The sequence below is a fragment of the Paenibacillus sp. FSL R5-0378 genome, assembly GCF_038009285.1.
Classification (GTDB): domain Bacteria; phylum Bacillota; class Bacilli; order Paenibacillales; family Paenibacillaceae; genus Paenibacillus_AQ; species Paenibacillus_AQ favisporus.
Genome location: NZ_JBBPAY010000001.1, coordinates 6,198,160 through 6,223,980 on the forward strand (window position 1 = coordinate 6,198,160; position 25,821 = coordinate 6,223,980).

The 25,821-nt window shown below is 53.1% G+C and carries 28 protein-coding genes and 1 other annotated feature; all 28 genes read right to left on the reverse strand.

What is annotated here, in order from left to right:
* Window positions 1–497 precede the first annotated feature (497 nt).
* Window positions 498–2,585 carry a LysM peptidoglycan-binding domain-containing protein gene (locus tag MKY74_RS28785; protein ID WP_144025504.1) on the reverse strand — a complete coding sequence of 696 codons (2,088 nt, stop codon included), beginning with the start codon at window positions 2,583–2,585 and terminating at the stop codon, window positions 498–500.
* Window positions 2,586–2,753: 168 nt separating this feature from the next.
* Complete coding sequence (gene ilvE / locus MKY74_RS28790; RefSeq protein WP_076174439.1) at window positions 2,754–3,638, reverse strand: branched-chain-amino-acid transaminase; 885 nt, start codon at window positions 3,636–3,638, stop codon at window positions 2,754–2,756.
* A gap of 3 nt (window positions 3,639–3,641) precedes the next feature.
* The gene (gene pheA / locus MKY74_RS28795; RefSeq protein WP_076174436.1) at window positions 3,642–4,538 is read right to left on the reverse strand and encodes a prephenate dehydratase; all 897 of its coding nucleotides are present in this window, start codon (window positions 4,536–4,538) and stop codon (window positions 3,642–3,644) included.
* A gap of 4 nt (window positions 4,539–4,542) precedes the next feature.
* The gene (gene thrB, locus MKY74_RS28800) at window positions 4,543–5,502 is read right to left on the reverse strand and encodes a homoserine kinase (RefSeq protein ID WP_076174434.1); all 960 of its coding nucleotides are present in this window, start codon (window positions 5,500–5,502) and stop codon (window positions 4,543–4,545) included.
* Window positions 5,499–6,569: a threonine synthase gene (gene thrC / locus MKY74_RS28805; protein WP_076174432.1), complete on the reverse strand. Its 1,071-nt coding sequence runs from the start codon at window positions 6,567–6,569 to the stop codon at window positions 5,499–5,501. Before thrC ends, thrB begins: the two co-directional genes overlap by 4 nt.
* A 48-nt stretch (window positions 6,570–6,617) precedes the next feature.
* The gene (locus MKY74_RS28810; protein ID WP_076174430.1) at window positions 6,618–7,904 is read right to left on the reverse strand and encodes a homoserine dehydrogenase; all 1,287 of its coding nucleotides are present in this window, start codon (window positions 7,902–7,904) and stop codon (window positions 6,618–6,620) included.
* Between the two features lie 62 nt (window positions 7,905–7,966).
* On the reverse strand, window positions 7,967–8,404 hold the full coding sequence (locus MKY74_RS28815) for an ACT domain-containing protein (RefSeq protein ID WP_076174428.1): 438 nt from the start codon (window positions 8,402–8,404) through the stop codon (window positions 7,967–7,969).
* 202 nt (window positions 8,405–8,606) lie between these two features.
* On the reverse strand, window positions 8,607–9,917 hold the full coding sequence (gene obgE, locus MKY74_RS28820) for a GTPase ObgE (protein WP_076174425.1): 1,311 nt from the start codon (window positions 9,915–9,917) through the stop codon (window positions 8,607–8,609).
* A 13-nt stretch (window positions 9,918–9,930) separates the two neighbouring features.
* Complete coding sequence (locus MKY74_RS28825) at window positions 9,931–10,671, reverse strand: Spo0B domain-containing protein (protein ID WP_076174423.1); 741 nt, start codon at window positions 10,669–10,671, stop codon at window positions 9,931–9,933.
* Window positions 10,672–10,914: 243 nt separating this feature from the next.
* Window positions 10,915–11,226: a 50S ribosomal protein L27 gene (gene rpmA / locus MKY74_RS28830; protein WP_076174421.1), complete on the reverse strand. Its 312-nt coding sequence runs from the start codon at window positions 11,224–11,226 to the stop codon at window positions 10,915–10,917.
* A 17-nt stretch (window positions 11,227–11,243) separates the two neighbouring features.
* Complete coding sequence (locus tag MKY74_RS28835) at window positions 11,244–11,576, reverse strand: ribosomal-processing cysteine protease Prp (protein WP_076174419.1); 333 nt, start codon at window positions 11,574–11,576, stop codon at window positions 11,244–11,246.
* Window positions 11,577–11,589: 13 nt separating this feature from the next.
* Entirely contained in the window at window positions 11,590–11,901 is a 312-nt protein-coding gene (gene rplU, locus MKY74_RS28840) for a 50S ribosomal protein L21 (RefSeq protein ID WP_076174416.1), read from the reverse strand.
* Window positions 11,902–11,914: 13 nt separating this feature from the next.
* Window positions 11,915–12,001, reverse strand: a sequence feature (ribosomal protein L21 leader region).
* A gap of 58 nt (window positions 12,002–12,059) precedes the next feature.
* Window positions 12,060–13,304, reverse strand: coding sequence for an Rne/Rng family ribonuclease (locus MKY74_RS28845; RefSeq protein ID WP_076174413.1), 1,245 nt, complete (start codon window positions 13,302–13,304; stop codon window positions 12,060–12,062).
* Between the two features lie 127 nt (window positions 13,305–13,431).
* On the reverse strand, window positions 13,432–14,295 hold the full coding sequence (locus MKY74_RS28850) for a M50 family metallopeptidase (RefSeq protein ID WP_076174411.1): 864 nt from the start codon (window positions 14,293–14,295) through the stop codon (window positions 13,432–13,434).
* Entirely contained in the window at window positions 14,288–15,151 is an 864-nt protein-coding gene (locus MKY74_RS28855) for a M23 family metallopeptidase (RefSeq protein WP_244169405.1), read from the reverse strand. Before MKY74_RS28855 ends, MKY74_RS28850 begins: the two co-directional genes overlap by 8 nt.
* Window positions 15,152–15,365: 214 nt before the next feature.
* Window positions 15,366–16,064: an ABC transporter permease gene (locus MKY74_RS28860; protein WP_076174406.1), complete on the reverse strand. Its 699-nt coding sequence runs from the start codon at window positions 16,062–16,064 to the stop codon at window positions 15,366–15,368.
* A gap of 12 nt (window positions 16,065–16,076) precedes the next feature.
* The gene (locus MKY74_RS28865; RefSeq protein WP_144025503.1) at window positions 16,077–16,979 is read right to left on the reverse strand and encodes a glycine betaine ABC transporter substrate-binding protein; all 903 of its coding nucleotides are present in this window, start codon (window positions 16,977–16,979) and stop codon (window positions 16,077–16,079) included.
* A gap of 41 nt (window positions 16,980–17,020) precedes the next feature.
* Window positions 17,021–17,680 (reverse strand): ABC transporter permease, encoded by a 660-nt coding sequence (locus MKY74_RS28870; protein WP_076174404.1) that lies wholly within the window; start codon window positions 17,678–17,680, stop codon window positions 17,021–17,023.
* Window positions 17,677–18,846, reverse strand: coding sequence for an ABC transporter ATP-binding protein (locus tag MKY74_RS28875; protein WP_076174401.1), 1,170 nt, complete (start codon window positions 18,844–18,846; stop codon window positions 17,677–17,679). Before MKY74_RS28875 ends, MKY74_RS28870 begins: the two co-directional genes overlap by 4 nt.
* 549 nt (window positions 18,847–19,395) lie before the next feature.
* Window positions 19,396–19,911, reverse strand: a complete 516-nt coding sequence (locus MKY74_RS28880) for a DUF2179 domain-containing protein (protein ID WP_076174398.1) — start codon at window positions 19,909–19,911, stop codon at window positions 19,396–19,398.
* A gap of 217 nt (window positions 19,912–20,128) precedes the next feature.
* Window positions 20,129–20,923: a septum site-determining protein MinD gene (minD, locus tag MKY74_RS28885; RefSeq protein ID WP_076174396.1), complete on the reverse strand. Its 795-nt coding sequence runs from the start codon at window positions 20,921–20,923 to the stop codon at window positions 20,129–20,131.
* A 3-nt stretch (window positions 20,924–20,926) separates the two neighbouring features.
* Complete coding sequence (gene minC / locus MKY74_RS28890; protein ID WP_076174394.1) at window positions 20,927–21,589, reverse strand: septum site-determining protein MinC; 663 nt, start codon at window positions 21,587–21,589, stop codon at window positions 20,927–20,929.
* Between the two features lie 78 nt (window positions 21,590–21,667).
* The gene (gene mreD / locus MKY74_RS28895) at window positions 21,668–22,198 is read right to left on the reverse strand and encodes a rod shape-determining protein MreD (protein ID WP_397345588.1); all 531 of its coding nucleotides are present in this window, start codon (window positions 22,196–22,198) and stop codon (window positions 21,668–21,670) included.
* Window positions 22,195–23,067, reverse strand: coding sequence for a rod shape-determining protein MreC (mreC, locus tag MKY74_RS28900; protein ID WP_076174390.1), 873 nt, complete (start codon window positions 23,065–23,067; stop codon window positions 22,195–22,197). Before mreC ends, mreD begins: the two co-directional genes overlap by 4 nt.
* A 55-nt stretch (window positions 23,068–23,122) precedes the next feature.
* Entirely contained in the window at window positions 23,123–24,157 is a 1,035-nt protein-coding gene (locus tag MKY74_RS28905; RefSeq protein ID WP_076174388.1) for a rod shape-determining protein, read from the reverse strand.
* Window positions 24,158–24,196: 39 nt separating this feature from the next.
* On the reverse strand, window positions 24,197–24,886 hold the full coding sequence (gene radC, locus MKY74_RS28910) for a RadC family protein (RefSeq protein WP_076174385.1): 690 nt from the start codon (window positions 24,884–24,886) through the stop codon (window positions 24,197–24,199).
* Window positions 24,887–24,929: 43 nt separating this feature from the next.
* The gene (locus MKY74_RS28915; RefSeq protein ID WP_076174383.1) at window positions 24,930–25,532 is read right to left on the reverse strand and encodes a Maf family protein; all 603 of its coding nucleotides are present in this window, start codon (window positions 25,530–25,532) and stop codon (window positions 24,930–24,932) included.
* 25 nt (window positions 25,533–25,557) lie between these two features.
* Window positions 25,558–25,800: a DUF4321 domain-containing protein gene (locus MKY74_RS28920; RefSeq protein WP_076174380.1), complete on the reverse strand. Its 243-nt coding sequence runs from the start codon at window positions 25,798–25,800 to the stop codon at window positions 25,558–25,560.
* Window positions 25,801–25,821: the final 21 nt, after the last annotated feature.

Genomic DNA, 25,821 nt, shown 5'->3' on the forward strand with positions numbered 1-25,821 from the left:
CGGTCATAAGACCATCGCGTTTATACTCACTCGTTGTTCAGTTTTCAAAGATCAAACTTCGTTTCGTTACCGCTTAGCGTTTCAGCAGCAACTCTTATAATATATCACAGACTCGATAGATTTGCAAGACTTTTTTTGAAAAAGTTTTTTCTATCAAATCTCATTTTCCCCGACCTGCTAACTCGTTAACTCGGCCGGACTTATAATTTATCACAGTTCTCACTACTGTCGCAACACACAAAATATTCCATCGAATCTTCATACTATACTTTTACCCACAACAAAATAAATTCTAGCATATTTCAAGCATCTTTTTCATATATTCATACTAGTTCTTTTATAAAATTAATACAGCATTCATAGAGTTCAAACTGCCATTAAACGGAAATGTTCTTGCTGAAGAATGGTTACAAATGATACGAACCTTGAATTCAATTAGAAGCAGGCATTCCGGCGATCACCTCGAAATGCCTGCTTCTGCTCATATTGACCTGCTATCATCCATTAATCCATGGGTTTTTACGCGGTCTGTCAGCAGCTGTGCTTTTTCTTTCCTTTTTGGCGGCGGGAGCTTTCGATTTATTAACCTTCGCTTTATCCTTCGGGTCGCTGAGCGTTTTTACCGTCTTGGATGTAGTCTCATCGGCCGCAGGCTCAGAATCCTCTACCTCGGATGTCTCATGGACCGCCGCCTCATTGATGGTAGCTGTCGCTTGGGTCTCCTCTTCCCCAATCGGGGCTGGGTAGGCAGGCGCCGGGTTACGGTCCCAGTACGCCGCGTTCTCGGCGGCCCCTACAAAAGGGGCGTTGGGCCCTGCATGCTCATAGGCTCCCAGCGTCGAGGGAAACCCCATTCCATAAGGTGACGGGTAACACCAATCATATGGAGTGGGATAAGCATGATGCGGATAGGCGTATGCCGGATCCACTTCTGGATAATGAGTCATCGGTGCGTAATTCGGATAAGCTTCCGCCGGAGATACCATCGGCATTTGGTTTGGATAGGCCGCTGCCGGGGATACCATCGGCATTTGATTCGGATAAGCTTCCGCCGGGGATACCATTGGCATTTGGTTCGGATAAGCTTCCGCCGGAGATACCATCGGCATTTGATTCGGATAAGCTTCCGCCGGAGATACCATCGGCATTTGATTTGGGTAGGCCGCTGCCGGGGATACCATCGGCATTTGGTTCGGATAAGCTTCTGCCGGTGATACCATTGGCATTTGGTTCGGATAAGCTTCGGCCGGAGATACCATCGGCATTTGGTTCGGATAGGCTGCAGCCGGACTTACTTGAGTATTCGGAAACATGGCATTCGCGTTTGGATATGCTGCTATCGGCTCACTATAAGGCTGAGCGTAGAATGGATCCACTCCCGAATACGGGGATACCACTCCTTGGCACCCACATGGACTATACGGCGCAATTCCAGCGGGTACCGGATGATAAAACGCCGGCTCTACACTGTGCGGAAACGCCTCATTTGGCTGGTAATGGGCCGGCCCCACATGGATGGGCTCATAAGCGACCGGATGCTCGTGATTTTCCCAATGCGGCGCATAGGCAGGGGACACACCTGTCGGATAAGCGTTGGGGCCCGGTTCATACTCGGTACCCTGAACGATTCCCGGATAATAAGGTGTTTTCTGCTTGTTTTCTTGCATGGCGTGCTGCAGGTTTGCGTTCTCGGCATTCGGCATGTCGTGATAGGAAGCCACTTCGTGCACGGGACCCGGGTACTGAATAAAGAGGTTATGCGTAACTTCGCTGTAAATGGTCTCTTTACTGTAGGTCGGCTTCTTCTCGGCTGCCGGCATCACGTTCGGTTGATTTTCCACCGCAGGCATGATATTAGGTTTGTTCTCCATGATAGGCATCACATTGGGCTGGTTTTCGGCAGCAGGCATGACGTTAGGCTGGTTTTCCGCTATGGGCATCACGTTTGGAAAGGTGTAATTCGGCGAGGTCATTTCCGGCATTTCCTGGTTCATCGACAGGTTGGGGAGCGGGGGTGGAGACGGTATGTTCGGCAGCTCTGGAAGCTGCTGCGGCAGCACCTGCGCATTGTTCTCTTCCTTATTTTCTTCCATAGGCGCGGTAAGCTCTTCTTTATTCGGTTTTTCCGCCTCTTCCGGCTCCACATTCTCCTCAATCGGTGCCGTCAGTTCTTCTTTGGGACCGGTATATGTTTTGTTGCCGGGGATCGTTTTGGCATTCGCATTCCCGTCTACACTCTCGGCTGTGACGCCACCGACTTTAGGAATGTTGACCACTTCCCCCACAAGGAGCGCGTTCGGATTTTTGAGCTGCGGGTTGGCGTCGATCATATCCTTGAGCGTCACACCCCAGGCTTTGGACAATTTCCAAAGGCTGTCTCCCTGCTTGACGACATGCTTATGGATGATTTGATCGTTGTTTGGAACCTGTATCGGTTCCGCAGGAATTTTGACTTTCTGTCCGACCGTTAGCTGGTTTGGATCGGAGATTTGCGGGTTGGCGTCGATAATTTTTTGCAAAGGAACGCCGTATTTTTTCGAAAGCTCATATAATGTGTCGCCACTTTTGACCATGTGTATTTTCACGCGGCAAATACCTCCTAAACTTCTTGTAGGCGTGGGTTCGCCTCCATTCGTTACTACATCTTATGCAGGGGATAGGCGGATGACATCCCTTTAGACAAAAAAATCCTTCCACGAAGAAGATCGTGAAAGGATTTTAGAGAAAAACAGGTCATAAAAAGGCTGTCGGAATCAGGATTCCCAAACTTTGTAGCCGTCCTGCGTAACGATTTTCCGGAATTCTTCAAGAAGCTTCAAAGTGACCGGTCCAGCCTGTCCCTGTCCGATGACGCGTCCGTCGATTTCGCGGGCGGCGATGACTTCGGCAGCGGTTCCGGTAAAGAATACTTCGTCGGCAATGTACACGTCGTGCATGCTGAACGGTTCTTCCTTCAGCTTGTAGCCCAGCTTCTCACAGAGCTCGATAATCGCCATGCGCGTAATGCCTTCCAGCGCTCCAAGGTAGCAAGGAGGAGTGTAGACGACACCGTTTTTAACGAGGAAAATGTTGTCGCCCGAGCCTTCGGTCACATATCCCTGCGCATTCAGCATGATTGCCTCGTCTGCTTCCGCGAAATTCGACTGGATTTTGACCAAAATGTTGTTCAGGTAGTTCAGGGACTTAATCTTCGGATTCAGTGCATCAGGCAGGTTACGGCGCTGCGATACCGAGACTGCTCTCAGTCCGTTCAAATAGGCTTCCTCCGAATAAATCGCCAGTTGCTCCACAATAATAAGAACGGTTGGCTTCGGGCAGCGTCTCGGATCCAGGCCCAGGTTCCCCACACCGCGCGATACGATCAAACGGATATACCCGTTGCGCATATCATTCCGGCGAATCGTTTCCGCCATGGCGTCGCGCATTTCCTCGAAGGACAGCGGGATGACCAAATCGATCGATTTGGCGGAATCATACAGGCGGTCCAGGTGCTCTTTGCATTTGAAAATGTTGCCCTCATAGATTCGGATTCCTTCAAAAATGCCGTCCCCATACAGGAAGCCGTGATCAAACACCGAAACTTTCGCGTTTTCTTTCGTTACAAATTCTCCATCTAAGTAAATCCACTGTTCTGACATCTGTTACCGCACCTCCGAATTTTGTTCCTGATCCTGATAAGTAAAGCTCGGGTAAGATCCCAGCACGCGTACCTGGCAGCCCAGCGCTTCGATCTCGCCGAAGGCCGCCGTCAGCAGCACCGAGTCCACGGATTCGAGCACATCGATATAAAAGTAATAGCTTCCCAGCTTCTTCTTGGTTGGTCTGGATTCAATCCGCGACAAATTCAAACGCCTCCAAGCAAAGGCTGCAAGCACCTGATGCAGCGCTCCCGCAAAATCCTCGGGCAGCGTCACCAGCACGCTCGTTTTTTGCTGTTCTACCGGCCGGTTGAGCGGCGGAAGTTCCTGATGGCCGATCAGTACGAACCGGGTAAAATTGTTGTCATGATCGGTAATGCGTTTGGCCAGCACGTCGAGCCCATGAGTAGCCGCTCCGAGTGTTGTGCCGATGGCGGCCCAGCCTTTGCCCGGATTGGCTTTGACGATGCCTACGGCTTCGGTTGTGCTGCCTGCGTTGATCAGCTCGGCCTGCGGAGCATGCTGGCGGATAAACTGCTGGCACTGGGCCGTGGCTACAGGATGAGACAAAATTTTCTCAATCCGGCTGTAATCGATCTCCCCTGCCTCGGATATAAACTCCTGGCGGTCACCGATCAAATTCTGGATCGACGGATAGACCCACTCCACCCGCATTGGAATGTCGACTTCATTCACCAACCAGTCCATATGCAGGCTTACCGAGCCCTCAATCGTGTTCTCAATCGGAATGACGCTATAATCGGTTTTTCCCTGGGCCGTCGACAAAAATACGTCGGAAATCAGCTTATGATAGACCAGCTCTACCGGCTCATCCCCGAGCAAATACGCGACGGCCTCGTGGGACACCGACCCTTCCGGCAATAATGCAATTCGTTTCATGCGCTTACTTCCCCTTTACCATATCCATAAATGAACGGGACGGCATCCCGGAAATCTCAACGACTCCTTCCACGTCGGGAAGCAGCCATTTGGCGGATGCGTTGATGCCCTCAGCCCTCATCGTATTCAGGAGGAAGGCTTCCAGTTCGTTCTTTCTGGATTGTTGGCGGTCCACCAAAGCGAGCAGCGTAGGACCCGCACCGCTCAGCGCCACACCAAGCGCGCCGTGATTCCCCGCTTCCTCCAAAATCCGGGTCATGCCCGGAATGAGGGGAGCCCGGTACGGCTGATGCAGACGGTCCGACATCGCTTTGCCGATGAGGTCCAACCTGCCGCTGGCCAGCGCTCCGACCAAAAAGGAGGCCCGACTTACATTATACACTGCATCCTTACGGCTGATATGATCCGGCAAAACTTTCCTGGCTTCCGAAGTCTGCAGCTCAAAATCCGGGACGACGACCAGCACTTCCAGATCCTCAGGCGGATCGAAGCGGATGCATTCGGCGTGAACACCGTCCCAAATCGCCGTAATGATGCCGCCATACAGAGAAGCCCCGACATTATCGGGATGGTCCTCAATCCCTGTGGCCATATCAAACAACTCCGCTTTGCTCAGCGGTGACCCGATGAGTGCGTTGGCCGCAGCCAATGCCCCGACAATCGCCGTGGCGCTGCTTCCGAGCCCACGGGTCAAGGGGATGTCGGAAAACATGGATATTTCGAGTTCGGGGACTTGAACTCCCGCCCGCTCGAACACCTGCTGCGCGACTTGATACAAAAGATTGCTTTTATCCCGGGGAATTCCCTGCATTTCGTCTCCGTACAAATGAAATACGGTCTGCTCCGCTTCCTTCATCTCGATCCAGGCGTACAGCGACAAGGCCATACCCAGCGTGTCAAAGCCCGGCCCGAGATTCGCGGTACTGGCAGGAATTTTCACCCGTACCCCGTCAGGCTGAATCATACCCGCTCCTCTTCCAGCTTCGCGATCGCCTCCATAACGGCTTCCTCCGTATCCGGAACGACGATAGGCTCAGCGTTGACCGTTTTCAGCGCCACGTTCGGGTCCTTCAGTCCGTTCCCGGTCAGGACGCAGACAACCGTCTCCCCACCTTTGAAAAATCCTTCGCGCTTCAGCTTGTACACCCCTGCTACCGATGCGGCGGAAGCCGGCTCGGCAAAGACGCCCTCACGTGCGGCAATGGTGCGGTATGCGCTCAGGATCTCTTCGTCAGTGACGTAATTGATCTGACCGTTGGATTCCTCCGCCGCAGCAACAGCGGTCTTCCAACTGGCCGGGTTGCCGATCCGGATGGCGGTTGCGACCGTTTCCGGCTCGAGAATCGGCTCGCCCTTCACGATAGCCATCGCGCCTTCTGCTTCGAAGCCGACCATGCGCGGCAGCGAGGAGGCTTTGCCGGCTGCGTGGTATTCCTTGAAGCCTTTCCAGTACGCGGAGATATTGCCTGCGTTGCCTACAGGAATGGCCAGCACGTCCGGCGCTTTGCCCAGCTGGTCCACCACTTCGAATGCGGCCGTCTTTTGTCCTTCAATGCGGAACGGATTGACGGAGTTTACAAGTGTAATCGGATGCTTGGCCGTAATGTCACGCACGATCTCCAGGGCACGGTCAAAGTTGCCTTCAATGGCAATGACCTTGGCACCGTAAATCATGGCCTGTGCCAGCTTGCCGAGGGCAATGTTGTTGTTCGGGATGAGAACGATGCAGTTCAAGCCGCCGCGTGCCGCGTAGGCCGCCGCTGCAGCCGAGGTGTTGCCCGTGGAAGCGCACATGATCGTACGGCTGCCTTCCTCCATAGCCTTGGCAACAGCCATGACCATGCCGCGGTCTTTGAACGAACCGGTCGGATTCAGCCCTTCATATTTAAAATAAAGATCGAGTCCAAGCTCCTCTGACAAATTTTCGGCGCGGATCAGCGGGGTGTTGCCTTCCTTCAGCGTCAGGAGAGGCGTATTGTCGTTCACGGGTAAATATTCCTTGTACGTTTGCAGTAAACCTTGGTATGGCATCGTAAAACTCCTTTTCTGTATTCGAGGTAGTTATTTGAATGGGCGGGGTTACCCCTCAACCCGGTATACGCTCTTGATTCTGCGGATGACGTCCAGCCCTTCAAAATGCTGAAGCACCTTATCCATGCTAGCTTTGTTGGCTTGATGTGTCACGATGATGATCTCCGCTTCGGGATTGTGCTCGTTCGGCTGCTGTACGACCGATTCCAGGCTGACTCCGAATTCGGCGAACACCTGCGTAATTTTGGCGAGAACACCGGCTTTGTCGTCAACATGAAGCAGGATAAAGTTTTTGTAACTGATCTGTTCATCGGTCTTCAGCTTCTTCGGCTTGTAAGGAACGATCGCTTTCAGGCCGTTGACGCCCAGTCTAAGGTTTTTGATGACCGCCATCAGGTCGGCCACAACGGAGGTAGCCGTCGGCATTTCGCCGGCGCCAGCGCCGTAGAACATCGTCTCGCCGACCGCTTCACCGTACACGTATACGGCATTGAAGACACCGTTCACAGCTGCGATCGGGTGCCCTTTGCGCACCATTGTCGGCTGAACGCTGATGCTGAAATGATCGTCCTGCCGGTCAGCAATGCCAAGCAGCTTCATTTCGTAGCCAAGGCGTTTGGCATACGTAATGTCTTCCTTGGTCACCTGCGAGATGCCGCGCACGCTGACGTCCTTCAGCTCGATGTTGGAGCGGAAGCCGAGCGTGCCCAGAATCGCCATCTTGCGGGCGGCGTCCAAGCCTTCGACATCGGAGGTCGGGTCGGCTTCGGCATAGCCCAGTTTTTGCGCTTCTTCCAGCACATCCTCATAGGACGCGCCTTCTTGGCTCATTTTGCTCAAAATATAGTTGGTGGTACCGTTCACGATCCCCATGATTTTCAAGATGCGGTCCGAAGAAAATCCTTCGATCAGCGTCCGGATAATCGGAATGCCTCCCGCCACACTCGCCTCATAAAAAACGTCGCACTGTTTCTCCTGAGCCTTGGCCAAAATCTCCGCTCCGTGCAGCGCCATCAGGTCCTTGTTGGCCGTGACGATATGCTTGCCGCGCTCCAGCGCCTCCAAAATGTAGGACTTCGTCTCATCAATACCGCCCATCACTTCGACGATGACGTCGATTTCCGGGTCACGGATCACATCCCACGGATCTTCCGTCAATTTGCCTTGATCAACGGCCACGCTGCGCGTTTTTCCGGAGTTCTTCACCGCGATCCTTTCGATGACGACCGGAGAGCCCACCTGGCTGCTCAAATCCTCCTGATGGCCTTCCACGATCCTGACGACCCCCGTACCGACCGTGCCCAGACCCAACAATCCAACTTTAACCGGCTTCATTCTCATACCTCCCGTGAATCTCCAAATAACATTCTTTGTCTTCTATGACACCAGGCACGGACTTACCCCTGTCCGATCAAATTCGCCCGCTTGACTCCCGCTACGTCGCGCATGCCTTCCAGCATGTCCCCAAGCTCGTCGCCAAGCCGCGTCACTTCGACGGATATCACCACGTTCGCCATCCCCTGCAAAGGAATGCTCTGGTGGATCGTCAGCACGTTTCCGCCATAACCGGCCACCGTGCTCAGCACTTTCGACAGCATGCCCGCCCGGTGCTCCATATCGATGGAAATCGTCACGATCCGCTCGCGCTCCAGCTGGTTGATCAGGTGGATTCCGTCTTTGTATTTATAAAAAGCGCTGCGGCTCAGCCCGACTTGTTCCACGGCTTCATGAACCGTCTTCGCGTCCCCGGCCGCTAGCAGCTGTTTCACCTGCATCGTCTTGACAACGGCTTCCGGCAAAATGTCTTCCCGGACCAAATAATAGCGTTCTTTCACGAACGTCCTCTCCTCAAAGACTGATGTATTCATATAGTGGACATTATATAGGAACCTTTGCCTGACGGTCAATAGTCCGACGCCTTTTTAATCTCCATCATACAAAAAATTGCCCGCCATGTAACGTAAAATGTCAGAAAAGGGGCTGCAACAAAAAACCGGACGCCGTATACGAAATATACGGTGTCCGGTTCTTGTATGTTTAATAGTAGCTGCTGCCTTCTACAAACTCGAATTCAAAATCGCCGATTCTCACAATGGTGCCCTCAACGGCACCGCGTTTGCGAAGCTCATCGTCGATCCCCATATGGCGCATCGTCCGCGCAAGTTTCAGAATCGCTTCATGCGAGTTCATCTGCATGCGTTTGAGCAGGCGCTCAATTTTGACACTGTGGACCACATAAGCCTCGTTGTCTCTCGTAATGGTGAACGAGTTGTCCTCGGTCTTATCCAGCTTGTACACTTTTCTTTCGGTGATTTCGGGTACTTCTTCCAGCGCGGCTTCCACAGGAATCTGGTCCAGCAAATCCGCCGCACGGTAAAGCAGCTCCTGAACGCCCTGCCGGGTCAGCGAGGAGATCGGCATGATCTCCAGGTCGGGTCTGTCCTTGCCGACCTTATCACGGAATTCGGCCAGGTTATCTTCCGCTTCCGGCATATCCATTTTGTTCGCTGCTACGATCTGCGGCCGCTCGGCCAGGGTGGCGTTGTACAGCTTCAGCTCGTCGTTAATTTTGACCCAGTCCTCGTATGGATCCCGGCCTTCGGACCCCGCCATATCCACCACATGGATAATGACGCGGGTCCGTTCCACGTGGCGGAGAAACTCATGCCCGAGGCCGACCCCTTCATGAGCACCCTCGATCAATCCCGGCAGATCGGCCATGACGAAGCTCCGGCCTTCCGCGACCTCCACGACGCCGAGGTTCGGCGTAATCGTCGTAAAGTGGTACGCCCCGATTTTCGGTCTCGCACCGGAAACGACCGACAAGAGCGTGGACTTCCCTACGCTCGGGAAGCCGACCAGACCGACGTCGGCCATCACTTTCAGCTCCATCACCACATACCGTTCCTGGCCTTCCTCCCCGTGCTCGGCGAGCTCGGGAGCCGGGTTGTTCGGGGTGGCAAAACGGATGTTGCCTCTACCGCCGCGGCCGCCTTTGGCAACGACCACCTGCTGTCCATGACGCGTCAAGTCGGCAATGACTTCGCCCGTATCATCGTCAATCAGCACGGTACCCGGCGGAATGCGGACGATCATGTCCTCCGCCCCTGCGCCATGCTGGCTCTTATTGCGGCCCTTCTCGCCGCGTTGGGCTTTGAAATGGCGCTGGTATCTGAAATCCATCAGCGTGCGCAGACCTTCGTCCACACGGAAGATGACATCTCCGCCCCTGCCGCCGTCACCGCCGGCAGGCCCGCCTTCCGGCACGTATTTCTCCCGGCGGAAAGCCACCAGGCCGTCACCACCGTCGCCGCCTTTGACATAGACTTTCGCTTTATCTACAAACATGACTTCACCTTCCTCATGCTCCACACGGCACGCGCAATTCAAATGAAGCCTGAGTCGGATCGATCTGCTCTGCTTTCATTTTCTTGCCTTGTACCACATTATATATTTGCTGCCGAAGCAGTTCCGGGTCCCCAAGGGAACCTTCTTCCTCAAACCTTACGATCAGCTCCGAGCCTTCCTCATAAAGGCTCAGGAACAGTTTGCGGGACTCGCCCCGCGAAGACTTGCTGCTGTATTGATATGCCCGGATCGTTTGGATGACGGCCAAGGCCAGATTGGCCCCTTCTTCCTGGCTGAGGTTGTTGATCAGCGTCATCTGGTCATCCACGTGAACGTCCAGCTCCAAATTGCTGCTGGTGCTGCGAAAAGACTGAAGGTAGAAAATAAGCGAAGGAATGCCCAGCTTGGCTATTTTGCTTTCGACAGCCATCTGTTCCTTTATTCTTTCCACACATTGAACCGCTTTATCACTTTTTCCGAGCTTGATATAACCATACAAAATTTGCAAATCATTCATCCAGTCATGGCGGTGATGGTTGAGCGTCCGGATGGCCGTCTGCTCCAGACTGCGGACTACGGCATCATGATGACGCGAAGTACTCCGGCGTATCTGCGCATATCCGAGAAAAAGCACCGCTAATATCCACAGCGGAAGGATCATGTACCAAATCCACGAGCCACCACGGTATATAAATACTAACGGAATCACGATTGAAATGACCGCAGCGGCCATTATGCTCTTCCCAAATCTCATAGCACTCCCCGTCCCCGTCCCACACATGAGATAGTTAACATCATTGCCCAGTATACCATAATTGTCCAGTTATGTTCATATCAATAATACACAGCCTACAAAATAACCCCACCAAGTGGGGCTTTTGCTCCAACGCATATTCAGCTGATTTGCAGGGGGGCTCCCAAGAATATGTTTTAATTCAAAAAGAGCCCCCGGCAAGCATTGCCGGAGGCTTCTTGTTCATTCTGCGTTCGCAGACAATTAAGCTTCTACTGCTGCCGCTACAGGAGCGACATCCACAGGATAAACGCTCACTTTCTTGCGATCGCGGCCCCAACGTTCGAATTTCACAACGCCGTCCACTTTAGCAAACAGAGTGTCGTCTTTGCCGATGCCCACGTTCGTACCAGGATGAATTTTCGTTCCGCGTTGGCGAACCAAGATGCTTCCGCCAGTAACGGTTTGGCCGTCAGCACGCTTAACGCCGAGACGTTTCGCTTGGCTGTCGCGTCCGTTCTTTGTGGAACCAACACCTTTTTTCGAAGCGAACAATTGAAGATTCAGCTTTAACATGTTGTCTCCTCCTTCTGTTAGTAATGTACTTCTTGTATTTGAATATACTTCCCGTATGATTCTGCTATGGAATTCAGCATAACCACCATCGATTCCAGCAGCAACTGAACCTGTTCGTGCACGCCTGATTCCTCCATCGAAGGAACGTCCGCGCTCAGAAAACCGTTGTTCATTCTGCTGTCCATGACCGTTCCGGTTAATGCTTCCACCGAATTGACCGTTCCCACCGTGACCGCCGATACTCCGGCGCATACGATGTCTTCTCCGGCCTTCGCGTAGTTCGCATGCCCCTTCACTTCAAAGCCACGAATCTTGCCGTCTTCCCGGCGTAATATCCGTACGTTAATCAATTAGCGCACCTTCTTACGCTTGGATCTTCTCGATCGTAACTTTTGTGTATGGCTGACGATGACCTTGCTTCTTGTGGTAGTTCTTCTTAGGTTTGTATTTGTATACAACAACCTTCTGGCCCTTACCATGCTTCTCAACTTTAGCGGTTACGGATGCGCCGGCTACGACTGGAGTTCCTGCCACCAGACCGTTGTCACCGGATACGGCCAATACACGGTCGAAAGTTACACTTTCGCCATCGGCTGCGTTCAGCTTCTCGATGAACAATACGTCGCCCTCTTGAACTTTGTATTGTTTACCGCCTGTCTCGATAATTGCGTACATTTGCTTGCACCTCCTCATGTCTCAGACTCGCCTAATCCAGGTGGCCCGCCGTCTTAAGCAGCGGCACTTGTAAACCCGACCGGAGCGGTTACAGCATGTGACAAGCAATAAATACTGGACACATACTCATAGATATTAACATATCCGTCCATCATAAGTCAATGCGCGCTCAGAAGGTTTATTTTCCCCGTTCCGCCGCATACTTCGCATGATTTGGAAAACATGACAGCCGTGTCCTCTCTTACTTTCTTCCGGGTAAGCTCCAGCAAGCCAAGCTTGCTCCAGCCGACGACATGGCTCTTGGTGCGATCCCGGCTCATACCCGCCTCCAGCCGGTTGACAACCTCCTGCCGGTTCTTCTCTTCTTCCATATCGATAAAATCGACGATAATGATGCCGCCGATGTCGCGGAGACGGATCAGCCGGGCGATTTCTTCAGCCGCCTGCAGATTGGTCTTCGTGACCGTCTCTTCCAAATTGCCGCCGCCGGTATATTTCGCCGTATTGACGTCGACCACCGTCAGCGCCTCGGTCTGGTCCAGCACGATCGTGCCTCCGCTCTCCAGCGTCACCCTGCGCGCAAAATCCCGCTCCAGCTGCTCTTGAACGCCATGGGCCCTAAAAATGTGCTCGTGGCCCTGGTGCATTCGAACGGGCCGGTGTCCGCCGTGGGCAATTTCCTCCAGAAACAGCTCGGCTTCTCTCGCTTCCGGCCTGCTGTCAATCCAGAGCTCGTCCTGCTCCGGATCGAACACGTCGCGGATAAACCGCTGCACGATGCTCAGATCCCGGTGCAGCAGGCACGGCGCCGCGCAGGCGTCAGCCTTCTCCTGAATGCTTAGCCACCGCTCCCGCAGCGCGTTCAAATCCCCTTCGATGGCATCCGGATGCTCATCCTCGGAGACGGTCCGCATGATGACGCCCTCTCCGCTCCTCCGGAGGGAATCGCCCAGCACCTTCAGCCGGTTCCGGTCATGCTCCCGGTATACCTTCTTGGAGACGGCCACATAATCCGCATGCGGCATATAGACGATCCATCTGCCCGGAAGCGAATAATGCGTCGTCACCCTCGGGCCTTTGCCGCCAAGCGGCTCCTTCATCACCTGGACGACGATTTCCTGCCCGACGCGCAGCAGCGATTCGATATTCGGCTTGTCCTTCGGCTGCTTCTCCAAATGCGGATGCAGCACGTCGTCCACGTATAAAAAGGCGTTTTTTTTCTGGCCGATATCCACAAACGCGGCCTGCATGCCGGGCAATACGTTGACGACTCGCCCTTTGTAAAAGCTCCCGACCAGACTGTGCCCCTGGCTCCGCTCGGCAGCGAACTCCACCAGCTTGCCTTCCTCCAAGAGCGCCATCTGGGTCAGCTTCGGTTCGATGTGAACGATCATTTGTTTCATGGCTTCACCCCTGCCAGAAGACATATCTTTTTCATTGTACCATGAAATCTCCTTTAAATTAGCTCCATCCCTGAGTTAGGAGCAGCCCGCATTCACACCTTTTTCACGTTCGTTGTTCCTTGCGTATTTATATCCACGAAGTACGATCTGTCGCAAAATAAGCAGAAATAATGCGCTGCTCGGGAAGCACGGCAATGATTTTTCCGCGCTCGTTCATCACATAAATAAGATGGTATTTCTCTCTTTTTAATAGACGCAGGATACTGTCCAAATGTTTCGCCGGATCGGCAACGATGGGCTGCGCGAGTTCCCCGTCCGCTCTGGAGCGGGTGTACATCGATTCACGGTGCATGAGAAATCTTGTAAATCGGTAAGGCAGGTTCCGGTAGTCGACCCAGTTCGAGTACAGCAGAAAAATACCGATTAACAGCAGGTTGAACTGAACGCTGCCCTTCCCTTGAAAAAGCGGTGCCAGCGCGCATATAATGACGATCACGCTCGCCCCAACGCTGATCCTCGAGGACCAGAGAAGCGTACGGTGATAAGGGAAAAACAAGCTGGCAGCCGACTGTAATATTTTGCCTCCATCAAGGGGTAAAATCGGCAGCAGATTAAACAATGCAATCATCGCGTTGCCATAAATTACATAAGACAGAAAGGCGCCATCCCCCCAGCCGGCCAGACGGAGGAGCAGCGCGAACAGGATCATCATTCCGTTTTGCAAAGGCCCCGCTGCCGCGATGACGATTTCCTTCCACGCGGACAGCCGGCCCTGATCTTCGATTTCCACCACCCCGCCGAACGGGAGGAATTGAATCGAACGGATGCGAACGCCGTACATCAGCGCAGCCCCGGCATGTCCCAGCTCATGAATGAATACGATGACGAACAGCGTAATTAGCTCGAGGAAATGCCCGGTAACGACCGAAAACAGCATCAGGATCACGAAAAACGGGTGCAGCGACAGGGTCATTCCGCGAACGTTAATCAATCGGGATCACATCGGCCGGATCCACATAATGGCCCCCTTCTTTGACCGCAAAAAACAAGGTCGGCGTTTCACCGTCACTCCCCTGTCCGAGCGACCCGACCGGGTCTCCGGCCTCGACCCAATCGTTCTTCTGCAGTTGCGTCTCCTGCAAATGGCTGTATGTCGCTACCAAGCCGCCGGAGTGCTGGATGGTCACCGAGACTCCGGTTTCCGGCGAATCCGACACTTCCATAACACGTCCCGTTTCTACACTTTTCACCTGAAGCGCCGTACTTGAAACCTCATCCGGAGCAATTTCCACTCCTTTGAGGTTGACGGCGAAGGCCTGTACGATTTTCCCTTCGATCGGGGGCACCATCGATTTGGACGCATCGACTTTCAATGGGGACACCGGATCCTGTTTGAAAATAGGGATGAAAGAGGGAGCTTTCCCGAAGTATGTTTCATACCAGGCTTCTGCAGCCTGAAAATCCATTTCCCGGTTCAGCGACTGAACGACAAAGCTCTGCACTTTGCCGCTCCACGGCTGGTTGATCGGAAAGTGGAAGACGCCCCACACTCCCGCAAACACGATGGCGCTGAAAAACAGGCGCCACATAAAGCCGGAAACAAAGTGGTGCTTTCTATGAAAGGGGCCGCCGGCCTGATAACGTTCCTTTTTCCACTGCTTCTCCGGATCGGGCTCGGGCACGTAGCTTTCGGGCAGTTTGCCCCGGCTCCACAGCCTTGGCTCGTCCTGTATAGACAATGGTGAAGGCTGCGAGGGCGGCTGGATCGGCATCGTTTTTGATAAATCGTCTCTGGTCAGCAGATCGCGGATCCGTTCTTCTCTCCGCTGTTTGATGGAAGATTTCATGTCCACTTGCGCTCATCCCCTTTTCGAGGCTTGTTTTATACCAGTTTATGTGGGAAAGTCCCGTTTTTAGAACAAGCCTGTTCCACCATGTGATTCCATAGCATTGGCTATTGGCGTTTCAGGATCCTCGCTGCTACAATGCCTATTCGCACCGTTACGGAACACAAAAAAAGCAGCCCCGGGACATTCCCGAAGCTGCTTTTGCTTCCATTCCTCACACCTTCTGAATTTTAGGCGGGACCGGGGCGGCGCCTGACGACTTCCGTTTGCTCAGGTCCAGCTTCTTCTGCAGGTAGCCCAGCACAATGTCCGCCACAATCGCCAGCAGCGCCGCAGGGATGGCCCCGGCAAAAATCCGCAGCGAGTTGTTGCTGTTCAGGCCCGCATAAATTTCCCGTCCCAGACCACTGCCGCCGACCAATGGCGCAATCGTCACGACACCGATCGCAATGACCGCAGCGATGCGGATCCCTGACATCAGGTAGGTCAGCGCCAAAGGGAATCGGACTTTATAGAGCAGCTGAAAAGGACTCATGCCGATGCCTCTGCCGGATTCCATATAGCTCGGGTCCACCTGCTTGAGCCCGACGTACGTATTGCGAACGATCGGGTTGAGCGAATACAGGAACAAACCGACCATCACCGTCTTCATGCCCAGGCCGAGCCACAGCATCAGGATGACGAGCATCGCCAGACTGGGAATAACCTGCAGAATGTTGGTGATGAACAATATGACCTTCGCCGCCCAGCGGCTTCTGGAGCACAAAATACCGAGCGGTACCCCGATGACGATCGCAAGCCCCAGTCCGATCACCACCATCAAAATATGCTGGATGAAATACTCCCATAGTAGCCCGCTGTTCCGCGAGACATAAGATACGAAATCCATAAACGTTAGCTTTTTCTCGTCCATGCTAACCCTCCTCTAGCTCTTGATCAAACCTTTCTCCTTCAAATAGGCAATCGCGACTTCCCGCTCGCTTTTCTTCTCGATATCCACCTGGTAGTTCAGCGAAATCATCGTGTCGGCATCGATATGCCCGATCAACGGAGCAATGGCGTCTTTGATTTCAGGATGCTTTTGGAGGATGTCCGTCCGGATCACCGGACTCGCGTCGTACGGAGGGAAGAACTGCTTGTCGTCCTTCAGCGTCTGTAGCTGATAGGCTTTCAAGCGGGAATCCGTGGAATAAGCAAGCACGATATCGACCTGGCGGTTCGCCACCGCGCTGTATACGAGGCTGATCTCCATCGGGAACACCTGCCCGAAATGGATGCCATAAGCCTTGGAAAAGGCCGGGTAACCGTCCGCTTCCCGTTCCAGCCATGTCGTATCCACGCCGAGCTTCATGGACGCCATATCTTTTTTAACATCCGAAATCTTCTGGTAGCCCTTCGAATCGGCAAGATCCTTACGGACCGTAAAGGCATACGTATTTTCAAAGCCTAACGGATCCAGCCAGGTAAAATGAAAGTACTTGTCAAAGCCAGCCTTGGCTTCTTCGAGCACCTTCGCCCGGTCCTTGGTTTCGCTGATCGGAAAATGGTTGTTGAAAATTTCGCCCGTATAGAGCGTGGACATTTGAATGTCGTTTCTTTTCATCGAATTGATGACGATCGAGCTTGAAGCCAGGTCGGGAATGATGTCGACGCTGACGTTGGTTTTATCTTCAATCAAGGCCTTGTACATTTCGGCCAAAATTTTCGTTTCGGTGTAGGTTTGGGTTCCGATAACCACATCTTGCTGGATCCCGCAGGCCGAAGTGATGCCTGTCAGAAGGATGGCACAGCACAAAAACAACGACAATTTGAACGTTTTCAGTTTCATCACGCCTCCTCGGATCAGTCTAAAGGGCTTCGTCAGCCTTGTCATACGGCAGCACTCCGGGTTTGACGGTAGCGCCGGGTCAGCCAGCCTTCCAGCAGCCCCAGCAGGCCGTCGGCCACCAGAGCCAGCACAACTGCACCGATGCCGCCGATAAAGATCATTTCCGGCTTGTTGACGCCAAGCCCCGAAACGATCAGCTGCCCGAGCCCGCCGGCCCCGATCAGGGAAGCAAGCGTCGCCCAGCTGATGATATACACCGTCGTGATCCGTATGCCAGACATGATATAAGGAAGCGATAAGGGAAGCTGGATTTTCAGAATCGTCTGGGCTGCACTGTATCCCATGCCTTTGGCGGAATTCAGCACGCCTTTATCCACCGACTGGAATCCGTCGTACGTGTTCCGCAGAATCGGCATGAGGGAATACAGCAGCAGCGCCAAAATCGCCGGCTTCACGCCGATGCCAAGCAGAGGAATCAGAATGGCCAGCAGCGCCAGGCTCGGGATCGTCTGGAACAGGTTGGCGATAAAAAATACGACGCTGTTGATCCATCCAACCCGGTTGTATACCAGCAAAATGCCGATAGGGACCGCCACGATCGTCCCGAGGATCACCGCGGAAAAGGAGATGGTCAGATGCTGCCGGAGGGCCAGCAGGATATCCGGGTACCTTTCGGTGATAAAGCTCCAAAATTCACTCACACCGGCTCCCCCTCTCCGGCAGGCTGCGGAGGGGCCAGATTCGGATATACCTCGGCCAGATGCTTGACGACACTGCCCCGGGTTACCAGTCCCAGGAACCGGTTATTCCCGTCGACCACGGGGACATTGCTCAGCTGGTGGCTGTCCATGAGCTCAATGGCCTGGGGCAGCGTACTCCCTGAAGCAACCGAGAAACGGACAGGGATCATGACGTCGGCAACTGTCTTGCCCTCTTCCCCGTACATGTCCAGCACCCGGTAAATCGAAACCGCGCCCTGCAGCTGCTTGTTCCGGTCCACGATAAACAGGGAATCTACGCGCTTGGACTCCATCATTTTGATCGCTTCCGCCAGTCCGCGGTTTGGAAAAGCCGTTACGGGATTCGTAATCATGACGTCGTCAACGAGCGGAATTTCATAGGATAACTCGTTCTCGCTCTGCAGTCGCTTCTGGCCGATAAAGTTGCGGACGAAATCGTTCGCCGGATGGCGCAGGATCGCCTCGGGTTTCCCGGTCTGCACGATTTGCCCATCCTTCATCAGCACGATCGTGTCCGCGATTTTGATCGCTTCGTCCATATCATGCGTCACGAAAATGATCGTCTTGTTCAGCTCCTGCTGCAGCCGGATAAGCTCATCTTGGAGCTGCTCCCTGCTGATCGGGTCGAGCGCCGAGAACGGCTCGTCCATCAGGATAATATCCTGGTCGGCCGCCAGCGCCCGGATAACCCCGACCCGCTGCTGCTGCCCGCCGCTGAGCTCGGAAGGATAACGGTTCCGGTATATGGTATGGTCGAGACCAACCAGGTCGAGCAGTTCGTTCACTTTCCGGTCGGTTTTCTCTTTATCCCACTTTTTCAAATGAGGGACGACCGCCACGTTTTTGGCGATATTCATATGAGGAAACAAGCCTACACTCTGAATGACATATCCGATATTCCGGCGCAGTTCCACCGGGTTAAGCCCGGAGATGTCTTTTCCGTCGATCAGTACTTTTCCGGAGGAAGGGGTGTTCAGGGCATTGATCAGCTTCATGGTCGTCGATTTGCCGCAGCCGCTGGGGCCGATCAAGACTGTAATTTCACCCTTCTTAAACTCCAGGTTGATGTCTTTGAGGGCATGAAACCCGTCATCATACACTTTGTTTACATGTTCCAGTACAATCATTCAATCGCTCCTTTAGCCAGCTGTATTCATAGTATGTGGAGCATTTCGCATATCATCCGCCATCCGGCGCAAAGACATGGTCCGTCCGCAAAAGGGAGCGGGTCCATCAAACATGGCTTCAATCTTCAAGTAACCGAGCTTGTTTCATAGATAGGCTCACGGCCTGTTATGTAGTGGAAAAGCGGTTTTCCTAACGGGGAGTTAAAGGAATCATCCAAATACTGCGTGAGCGTTGCCATATGCAACGAATGGATGAAGCTAAGCATCCGTGCATCCTTAGATTCTCGCGTTCAACAGACATGCCAAACTGCAAATAGACAAGCCTAACTCTTTTGGACCTGGACGGAAGATTGGCGAAATGCGACTGTGGATCCGGTTCCAAGCAACAAATTTGGGACCTCCTGCCTGGCTGGCTCACAGCAGGTTTTAGTTTATTACCCATTCTGCTGCAAAATGAAACAGGCAGGGGGCTTTTTTTTATAAAAAAGAACATGCAGCCTCTGCAGCATCGGATCGTCTCCCGATCCCGTAATGAAACGTCCGCCGGCACTATTTTTTTGTTCCCCGGGTCCAGAATCCCCCATGCAGCATGACAGGCTCGGTGACGACAATGAATGCCTTCGGGTCAAGCTCCAGAATAGAGTTGTAGAGCTTCTTCTGGTTTTTCCGTTTGGCCAGCACTTCGAAGACCAGACGATGGCCGTCGCGGCCGCTGCCGATCCAGGAGGTGACGCCATACCCGATGTTGCGCAGCGTGTTGGCCATATCGCTCCCGGGATCATTGACGATGACCTTCATCGTAATATAGCCGAGCGCAATCCGGTTTTCGATCCACGAGCCCACCAGAACGCCAAGACCGTAGCCCACGGCATACACGATCAGGGACAGCGGCTGATTGACATACTTCAGTACAATGCTGAGTCCGAGCACATAAATCGTTATTTCAAACATACTGAGCACCGCGGCCAAATACTTTTGGCCTTTCAACGTCAGGATCATGCGCAGCGTAAAGAAAGAGACGTACACGATTTGGATGACGAAAATAAAAATCAGTATTCCGAGCATAGTAAGCACCCCTTGTCTATTCTCAGGTTGTCTTTGTAGTAACTTAACCCAATTCGCCAAGCCTCTATTCACGCCCGGGATCGATGAATGAAAGGAAGTGGCCTATACATCAAGGGGATTTGGAGGAAATGATGCGGGAGCTCAAACGCAAAAAAAGGATGAAGCCGCTGGGCTCCATCCCTTCTCTATAGAGTAATCATCGTATAAAAGAATCCGGTCATCCCATTCCGAACAGCTTTTTGAAACGGGTGAACATGCTTTTCTTCTGGTCCAGCTGCATCAGCGGCACCGTATCGCCCAGGATGCGCCGCGCAATGTTGCGGTACGCGATCGCGGCCCGCGATTCCGGGTTCATCACCGTAGGTTCCCCGCTGTTGGCTGCCTTGATGACGTACTCGTCATCCGGCACGATCCCGATCAGATCGATGTTGAGCACCTGGAGCACATCCTCGATGTCGAGCATGTCTCCGGATTTGACCATATTCGGCCGAATCCGGTTCACGACGAGCTTGGGCGACTCCACAGCAGAGCTCTCCAGCAGCCCGATAATACGGTCGGCGTCACGAACCGCGGCGTTCTCCGGCGTGGTAACGACGATCGCCTTGTCCGCTCCGGCAATCGCGTTCTTAAACCCCTGCTCGATGCCGGCAGGACAGTCGATAATGACATATTCGTACTCTTTCTTCAGCTCAAGAATGATATCCTTGACCTGTTCCGGCGACACCGCGTTTTTGTCCTTGGTCTGGGCGGCCGGAAGCATATACAGCTCGTCAAAGCGCTTATCTTTCACCAGCGCCTGGTTCAATCGGCAGCGCCCTTCCGCCACATCGCATAAATCGTAAATGATCCGGTTCTCCAGGCCCATCACGACGTCCAAATTGCGCAGGCCGATGTCGGTATCGACCAGGCACACTTTTTTGCCAAGCAGCGCAAGCGCGGTTCCGATGTTCGCCGATGTGGTCGTTTTGCCCACACCGCCTTTACCGGAAGTAACGACGATAGCTTCTCCCATGTGTTACACCCCTTTAAACACGTTAAAATCCCGCCGTATCCGGACAATATTGCTAATTTTATCGATTTGCATGGCTCCGTCGCGCAAAAACGCAAACTCCATGCTCGTCTCCCGAATGTTCCATTCGTCCGGAGGCCGGCTGATTCTTTCGGCAATCCGGAGCTGGGTGGGGGCAAAATAGGAGGCTGCAATGATCGCTTCCTCATTTCCCTCAACGCCTGCATGGGCCATTCCACGCAGAGCCCCCAATATATAAATATCACCCGTACACAGAATGCTTCCGCCCGGGTTCACGTCGCCCAGGAACAGCAGGTCCCCGTGATGATGCAGCACCTGGCCCGATCGGACCATTCCGCTCATGACCGCATAAGCCGGCTCTTTCCCGGGTTCGTTTTCCCCCTCAGGCATCTCCACGGAACGGATCAGCAAATTCCCCTTTTGCTTCAAGATGTCCAGCATGGATTGTTTCTGGTCTTCCGATATACGCCTTGACCCAAGCTTTACGTCTACATGAATAATCGGTCCGGTCAAAATATTTTGATGAGTATGCTCCAGCTTATACCTCAGCTCACCCAGCAGTTCCTCAAATTCACATTCGTCATCGAGCAGGAAAACCAGGCCATCTTTGATGCCCTTAATCGTCACATGATTCGATTTGACTGCCATGCCTGTCCCTCCCATCTCTATACATTTCGTTCCCGGATGCATAAGTTCCTGCCTGATTATGCAAATTGTAAGGGCGGTTTACGCCGCCTTTTCCACTTTTGCGCGTTTACCAAGCTTCTCGAGCTGCTTGCGCAGCGGAACATAAATGATTAACCCGAAAACGAAATGAACGACCAGATCGGGCAGAATATGGTGCAGCAGGTTCCAGTTATACGGAACGGCCGTGAGCGAGAACACCCGGTAGATCCCGTACAGCAGGCTGTCAAACAGCAGGCTTCCCAAAATGATGACCGTCATCATGACCGGCATTTGGGCGCGCGGCATCCGAAAAATAAAGCCCATAATATAAGCCGTAACCCCCATAACAAAGGAATACGTGCCAATCATATCCCCGTAAAAGACGACGTCATGCAGCATGCCGAAAATAATCCCGAGAACGAGCGCGGTGTGGCGGTGATGGTATACCGAAACGAATAACAGGACGATAAGGACCAGATTCGGCGAAATGACGTTCTGCCAGGAGCCCGGCAGCAGCCAGGGAACGACCGTCCCTTCGAGAAGAAAAAGGACGAACAGCAGCAGGATCAGCACTTGCTTGCGGACCATTATTGCGGTACCTCCGGTTGAGATACGACAAATAGCAGCTTCCAGTCCTGGAACTCCGCCGCAGGCTTGATTGTCGCCGTCTTCGTTTTCCCGAACGGACTGACCTGTACTTTTTCGACAGTTCCGATAATAAGACCTTGCGGATACTTGCTCGGATCTCCTGCGGAAACGATGGTATCCTTTTCCTTAATCGGATCGTCCTCTTTGATCTGGGTCATCTGCAGGGTCTTGCTAACCTCGTCGTAACTTTCGATAATTCCGAACACGTTATGATTATTTAGTGCCGTTGCCGAAATGCCGTTAGAATTCGGGTCCTTCGCATCCATCGTCGTAATCAGCTTGACGGTCGACGTAAAGTTGCTGACATGGCTGATCACTCCGACAAGGCCCTCGCTCGAAATGACCGACTGGCCGACCTTGATGCCGTCCCGCTCGCCCAGATCAATGACCAGGGAGCGGTTTACCGTATCCGAGTTGACGCTAACGACCTGGGTAATATGATAAGTATAATTGTTTTGCTCTTTCTGGGCATTCGTAAAATGCAGCGCTTCTTCCAGATCCTTATTTCGCTTGTCCATAAGATTATATTGGACTTTATCGCGCGTATAATGGGCAAGAGCAATTTTGAGCTCCTCGTTTTCTTTGTAAATGTCCCGCATATTGGCAATATCTTTAAACAAGCCCGCTATGTAACCAGCGGGCTTATAAAAGATATTTTGGGCAAATCCAACCGTATCCCTCAGAAACTTCTCGGGCCAGGATAACGAGGCCCGGGGCCCCAACGTAAATCCCATGAGCGCAATAAACATAACCAAACCAATCAGTATGACAAACAATCGCTTATTACCGAGCAGTTTAAACAGTTCTAACACCCTCTAACTTACTGATTTCTCTCCCATGATCAGGGGTGACCCGCTTTATAACTGCCTAGCGTTTGGAACGCACGGCCGAACTGCTGCGGGATTTGAATAGATGAATGTTCTCCAGGGCCTTGCCTGTACCGATGGCGACGCAGTCCAGCGGATTGTCCGCCACGATGACCGGCATGCCGGTTTCTTGTGCAAGCAGCTTGTCCAAGTTGCGCAGCAGGGCTCCGCCTCCGGTCAGGACGATACCGCGGTCCATAATGTCGGCGGCAAGCTCCGGCGGACATTTCTCCAGCGTCACCTTCACCGCTTCAACGATCGCATTGACCGTGTCAGACAGAGCTTCACTGATCTCGTCGGATGTGATGGTGATCGTCTTCGGCAGGCCGGTTACGAGGTCACGCCCGCGGATTTCGCTCGTTTCCACCTGTTCCAGCGGCAGCGCAGAGCCCACTTCCATCTTCAGCTGCTCCGAAGTCCGTTCCCCGATCATTAAATTGTATTGCCGTTTAATATATTGAATGATAGATTCGTCCATTTCGTCGCCGGCCACTCTGACCGAACGGCTCGTAACGATACCGCCCAGGGAAATAACCGCAACTTCAGTTGTACCCCCGCCGATGTCAACGACCATGCTGCCTGTCGGCTCCCATACCGGAAGGTCTGCACCGATGGCTGCCGCAAACGGCTCTTCGATGGTGTAAGCCTCACGCGCACCCGCCTGCTTGGTGGCATCTTCAACCGCCCGCTGCTCTACCGCAGTGATGCCCGAAGGTACACAAACCATCACGTTCGGATGGCGCTGGAACATAGAGCGCTGCTTTTGCGCCTGACGGATGAAATATTTAATCATAGTGGCCGTCGTGTCAAAATCAGCGATAACCCCGTCCTTCATCGGACGGATGGCACGGATGTTCCCCGGCGTGCGGCCGATCATTTTCTTGGCGGATTCACCAACGGCTTCAATGCTCTTCGTATCGGTGCGCAAAGCGACTACCGAGGGCTCTCTTACGACAATTCCTTTTCCACGGACATAAACGAGCGTATTCGCCGTCCCCAAGTCAATACCCAAATCTTTCGTGAAGCTCCCTAACATGCTGTAATCTCCCTTTCTTCGTCAATCTCAACTATTATATTACATCAAGCCTTGCTCCTTCAAACTGACGTATCCTCCATCACCGATAATCAAATGATCCAACACCTCTATGCCCACAATGTCCCCTGCCTCCTTCAACCGGGCGGTCAGGGAAATATCTTCTGGACTGGGGGTGGGATCTCCACTGGGATGATTGTGTGCACAAACGACGGATGCGCTGCTGCATTTAATGGCTGCGCGAAACACCTCGCGAGGATGCACGATGGAGGCGTTCAGACTGCCGATCGAAAGCGTCTCTTGAGCAATAATGTGATTTTTCGTATTCAAAAACAAACAGACAAAATGTTCTTTTTGCAAATACCGCAGCTGCTCTGAGAGCACGTTCGCGGCATCCTTCGGGCTCCGTATCGTAACGGGCTCCTCTTTACGAGCTCTCGACAAACGCTGTCCGAGCTCGATTCCGGCTTTGAGCTGCAGCGCCTTCGCGCTGCCGATGCCCCGGATGGACATCAGCTCCTCGACGCTCAGGTCGACCAGATTTCGCAAACTGCCGACTTGCTTCAGTATCCGCTGAGCCAAATGTACGGCTGACTCCTGGCGGGTTCCCGTCCGAAGCAAAATAGCAAGCAGTTCGGCATGGCTTAAAGCACTCGCCCCATATTCAAGCATGCGTTCTCTCGGGCGTTCTTCATGGGGGATGTCGCGCAGCAGATAAGTTTGCGACTCCATAAGTTCCCCTTCTTTCCCTTCATTCAAATAACATCCGCAAGTTTTACAAAACGTCGATTCCGAACTCGCCCAGCATGTCCGAAAGCAGGGACAGCGGCAGTCCGACCACGTTAAAATAGCATCCTTCGATCCGTTCGACGATCGTTGACCCGAGTCCCTGGATCGCATAGGCGCCCGCTTTGTCATCAGGCTCTCCGCTCATGGCGTAAGCCTCTACCTGGCGCCCGGTGAGCGGCTTCATCGTCACCGACGTCACACGATGGCGCACCATCGTCTTGCCGTTCATAACATCGATGACGGCGACTCCCGTATATACCTCGTGGGTCCGGCCTTGCAGTGATGTCAGCATGCGAATCGCATCCTGCTTGTCGACCGGCTTGCCCAGCACCTGATTGTCCAGCACAACAACCGTATCACTGCCGACGATCACGGCATCCTCCTTATCATCATGAAGCGAGGCATGAACGGCTTCCGCTTTGCGTAAGGCCAGTCCTTCCACGACCTGCTGCGGTGTCCAATCTTCGGGTGTATGTTCTTCAGCGTGACTGGGACGGATCTCAAACGGAATATGTAGAGAAGCGATCAGCTCCTGCCTTCTCGGTGAAGTTGATGCCAGAATAATGCGGCGTGAATGGTTTGATTTCAATGAAAGGATCTCCTTTGTCCGGTAGTTAAAGCCTGCGATACAGCCACACGGAGACAATGATGCCGATCAAACTCAGCAGGCTTAGTTTCATTTGAATGGTAATGTCGTAACTGATAATGTCCAAATTAGCTTGCGGTGACCATTTGATCATCGTGGATGCGGTCAGAAAAGAAAGAGCTTGTACAGGCTCCAGCGCTTTGGCTATCCATGCTCCCGCCAGCCAGCCAAGCAGCAGAAACAGCAGTAATATTCCAACATTCTTCTTCATTCTTCTCTTCCCTCGCCATAA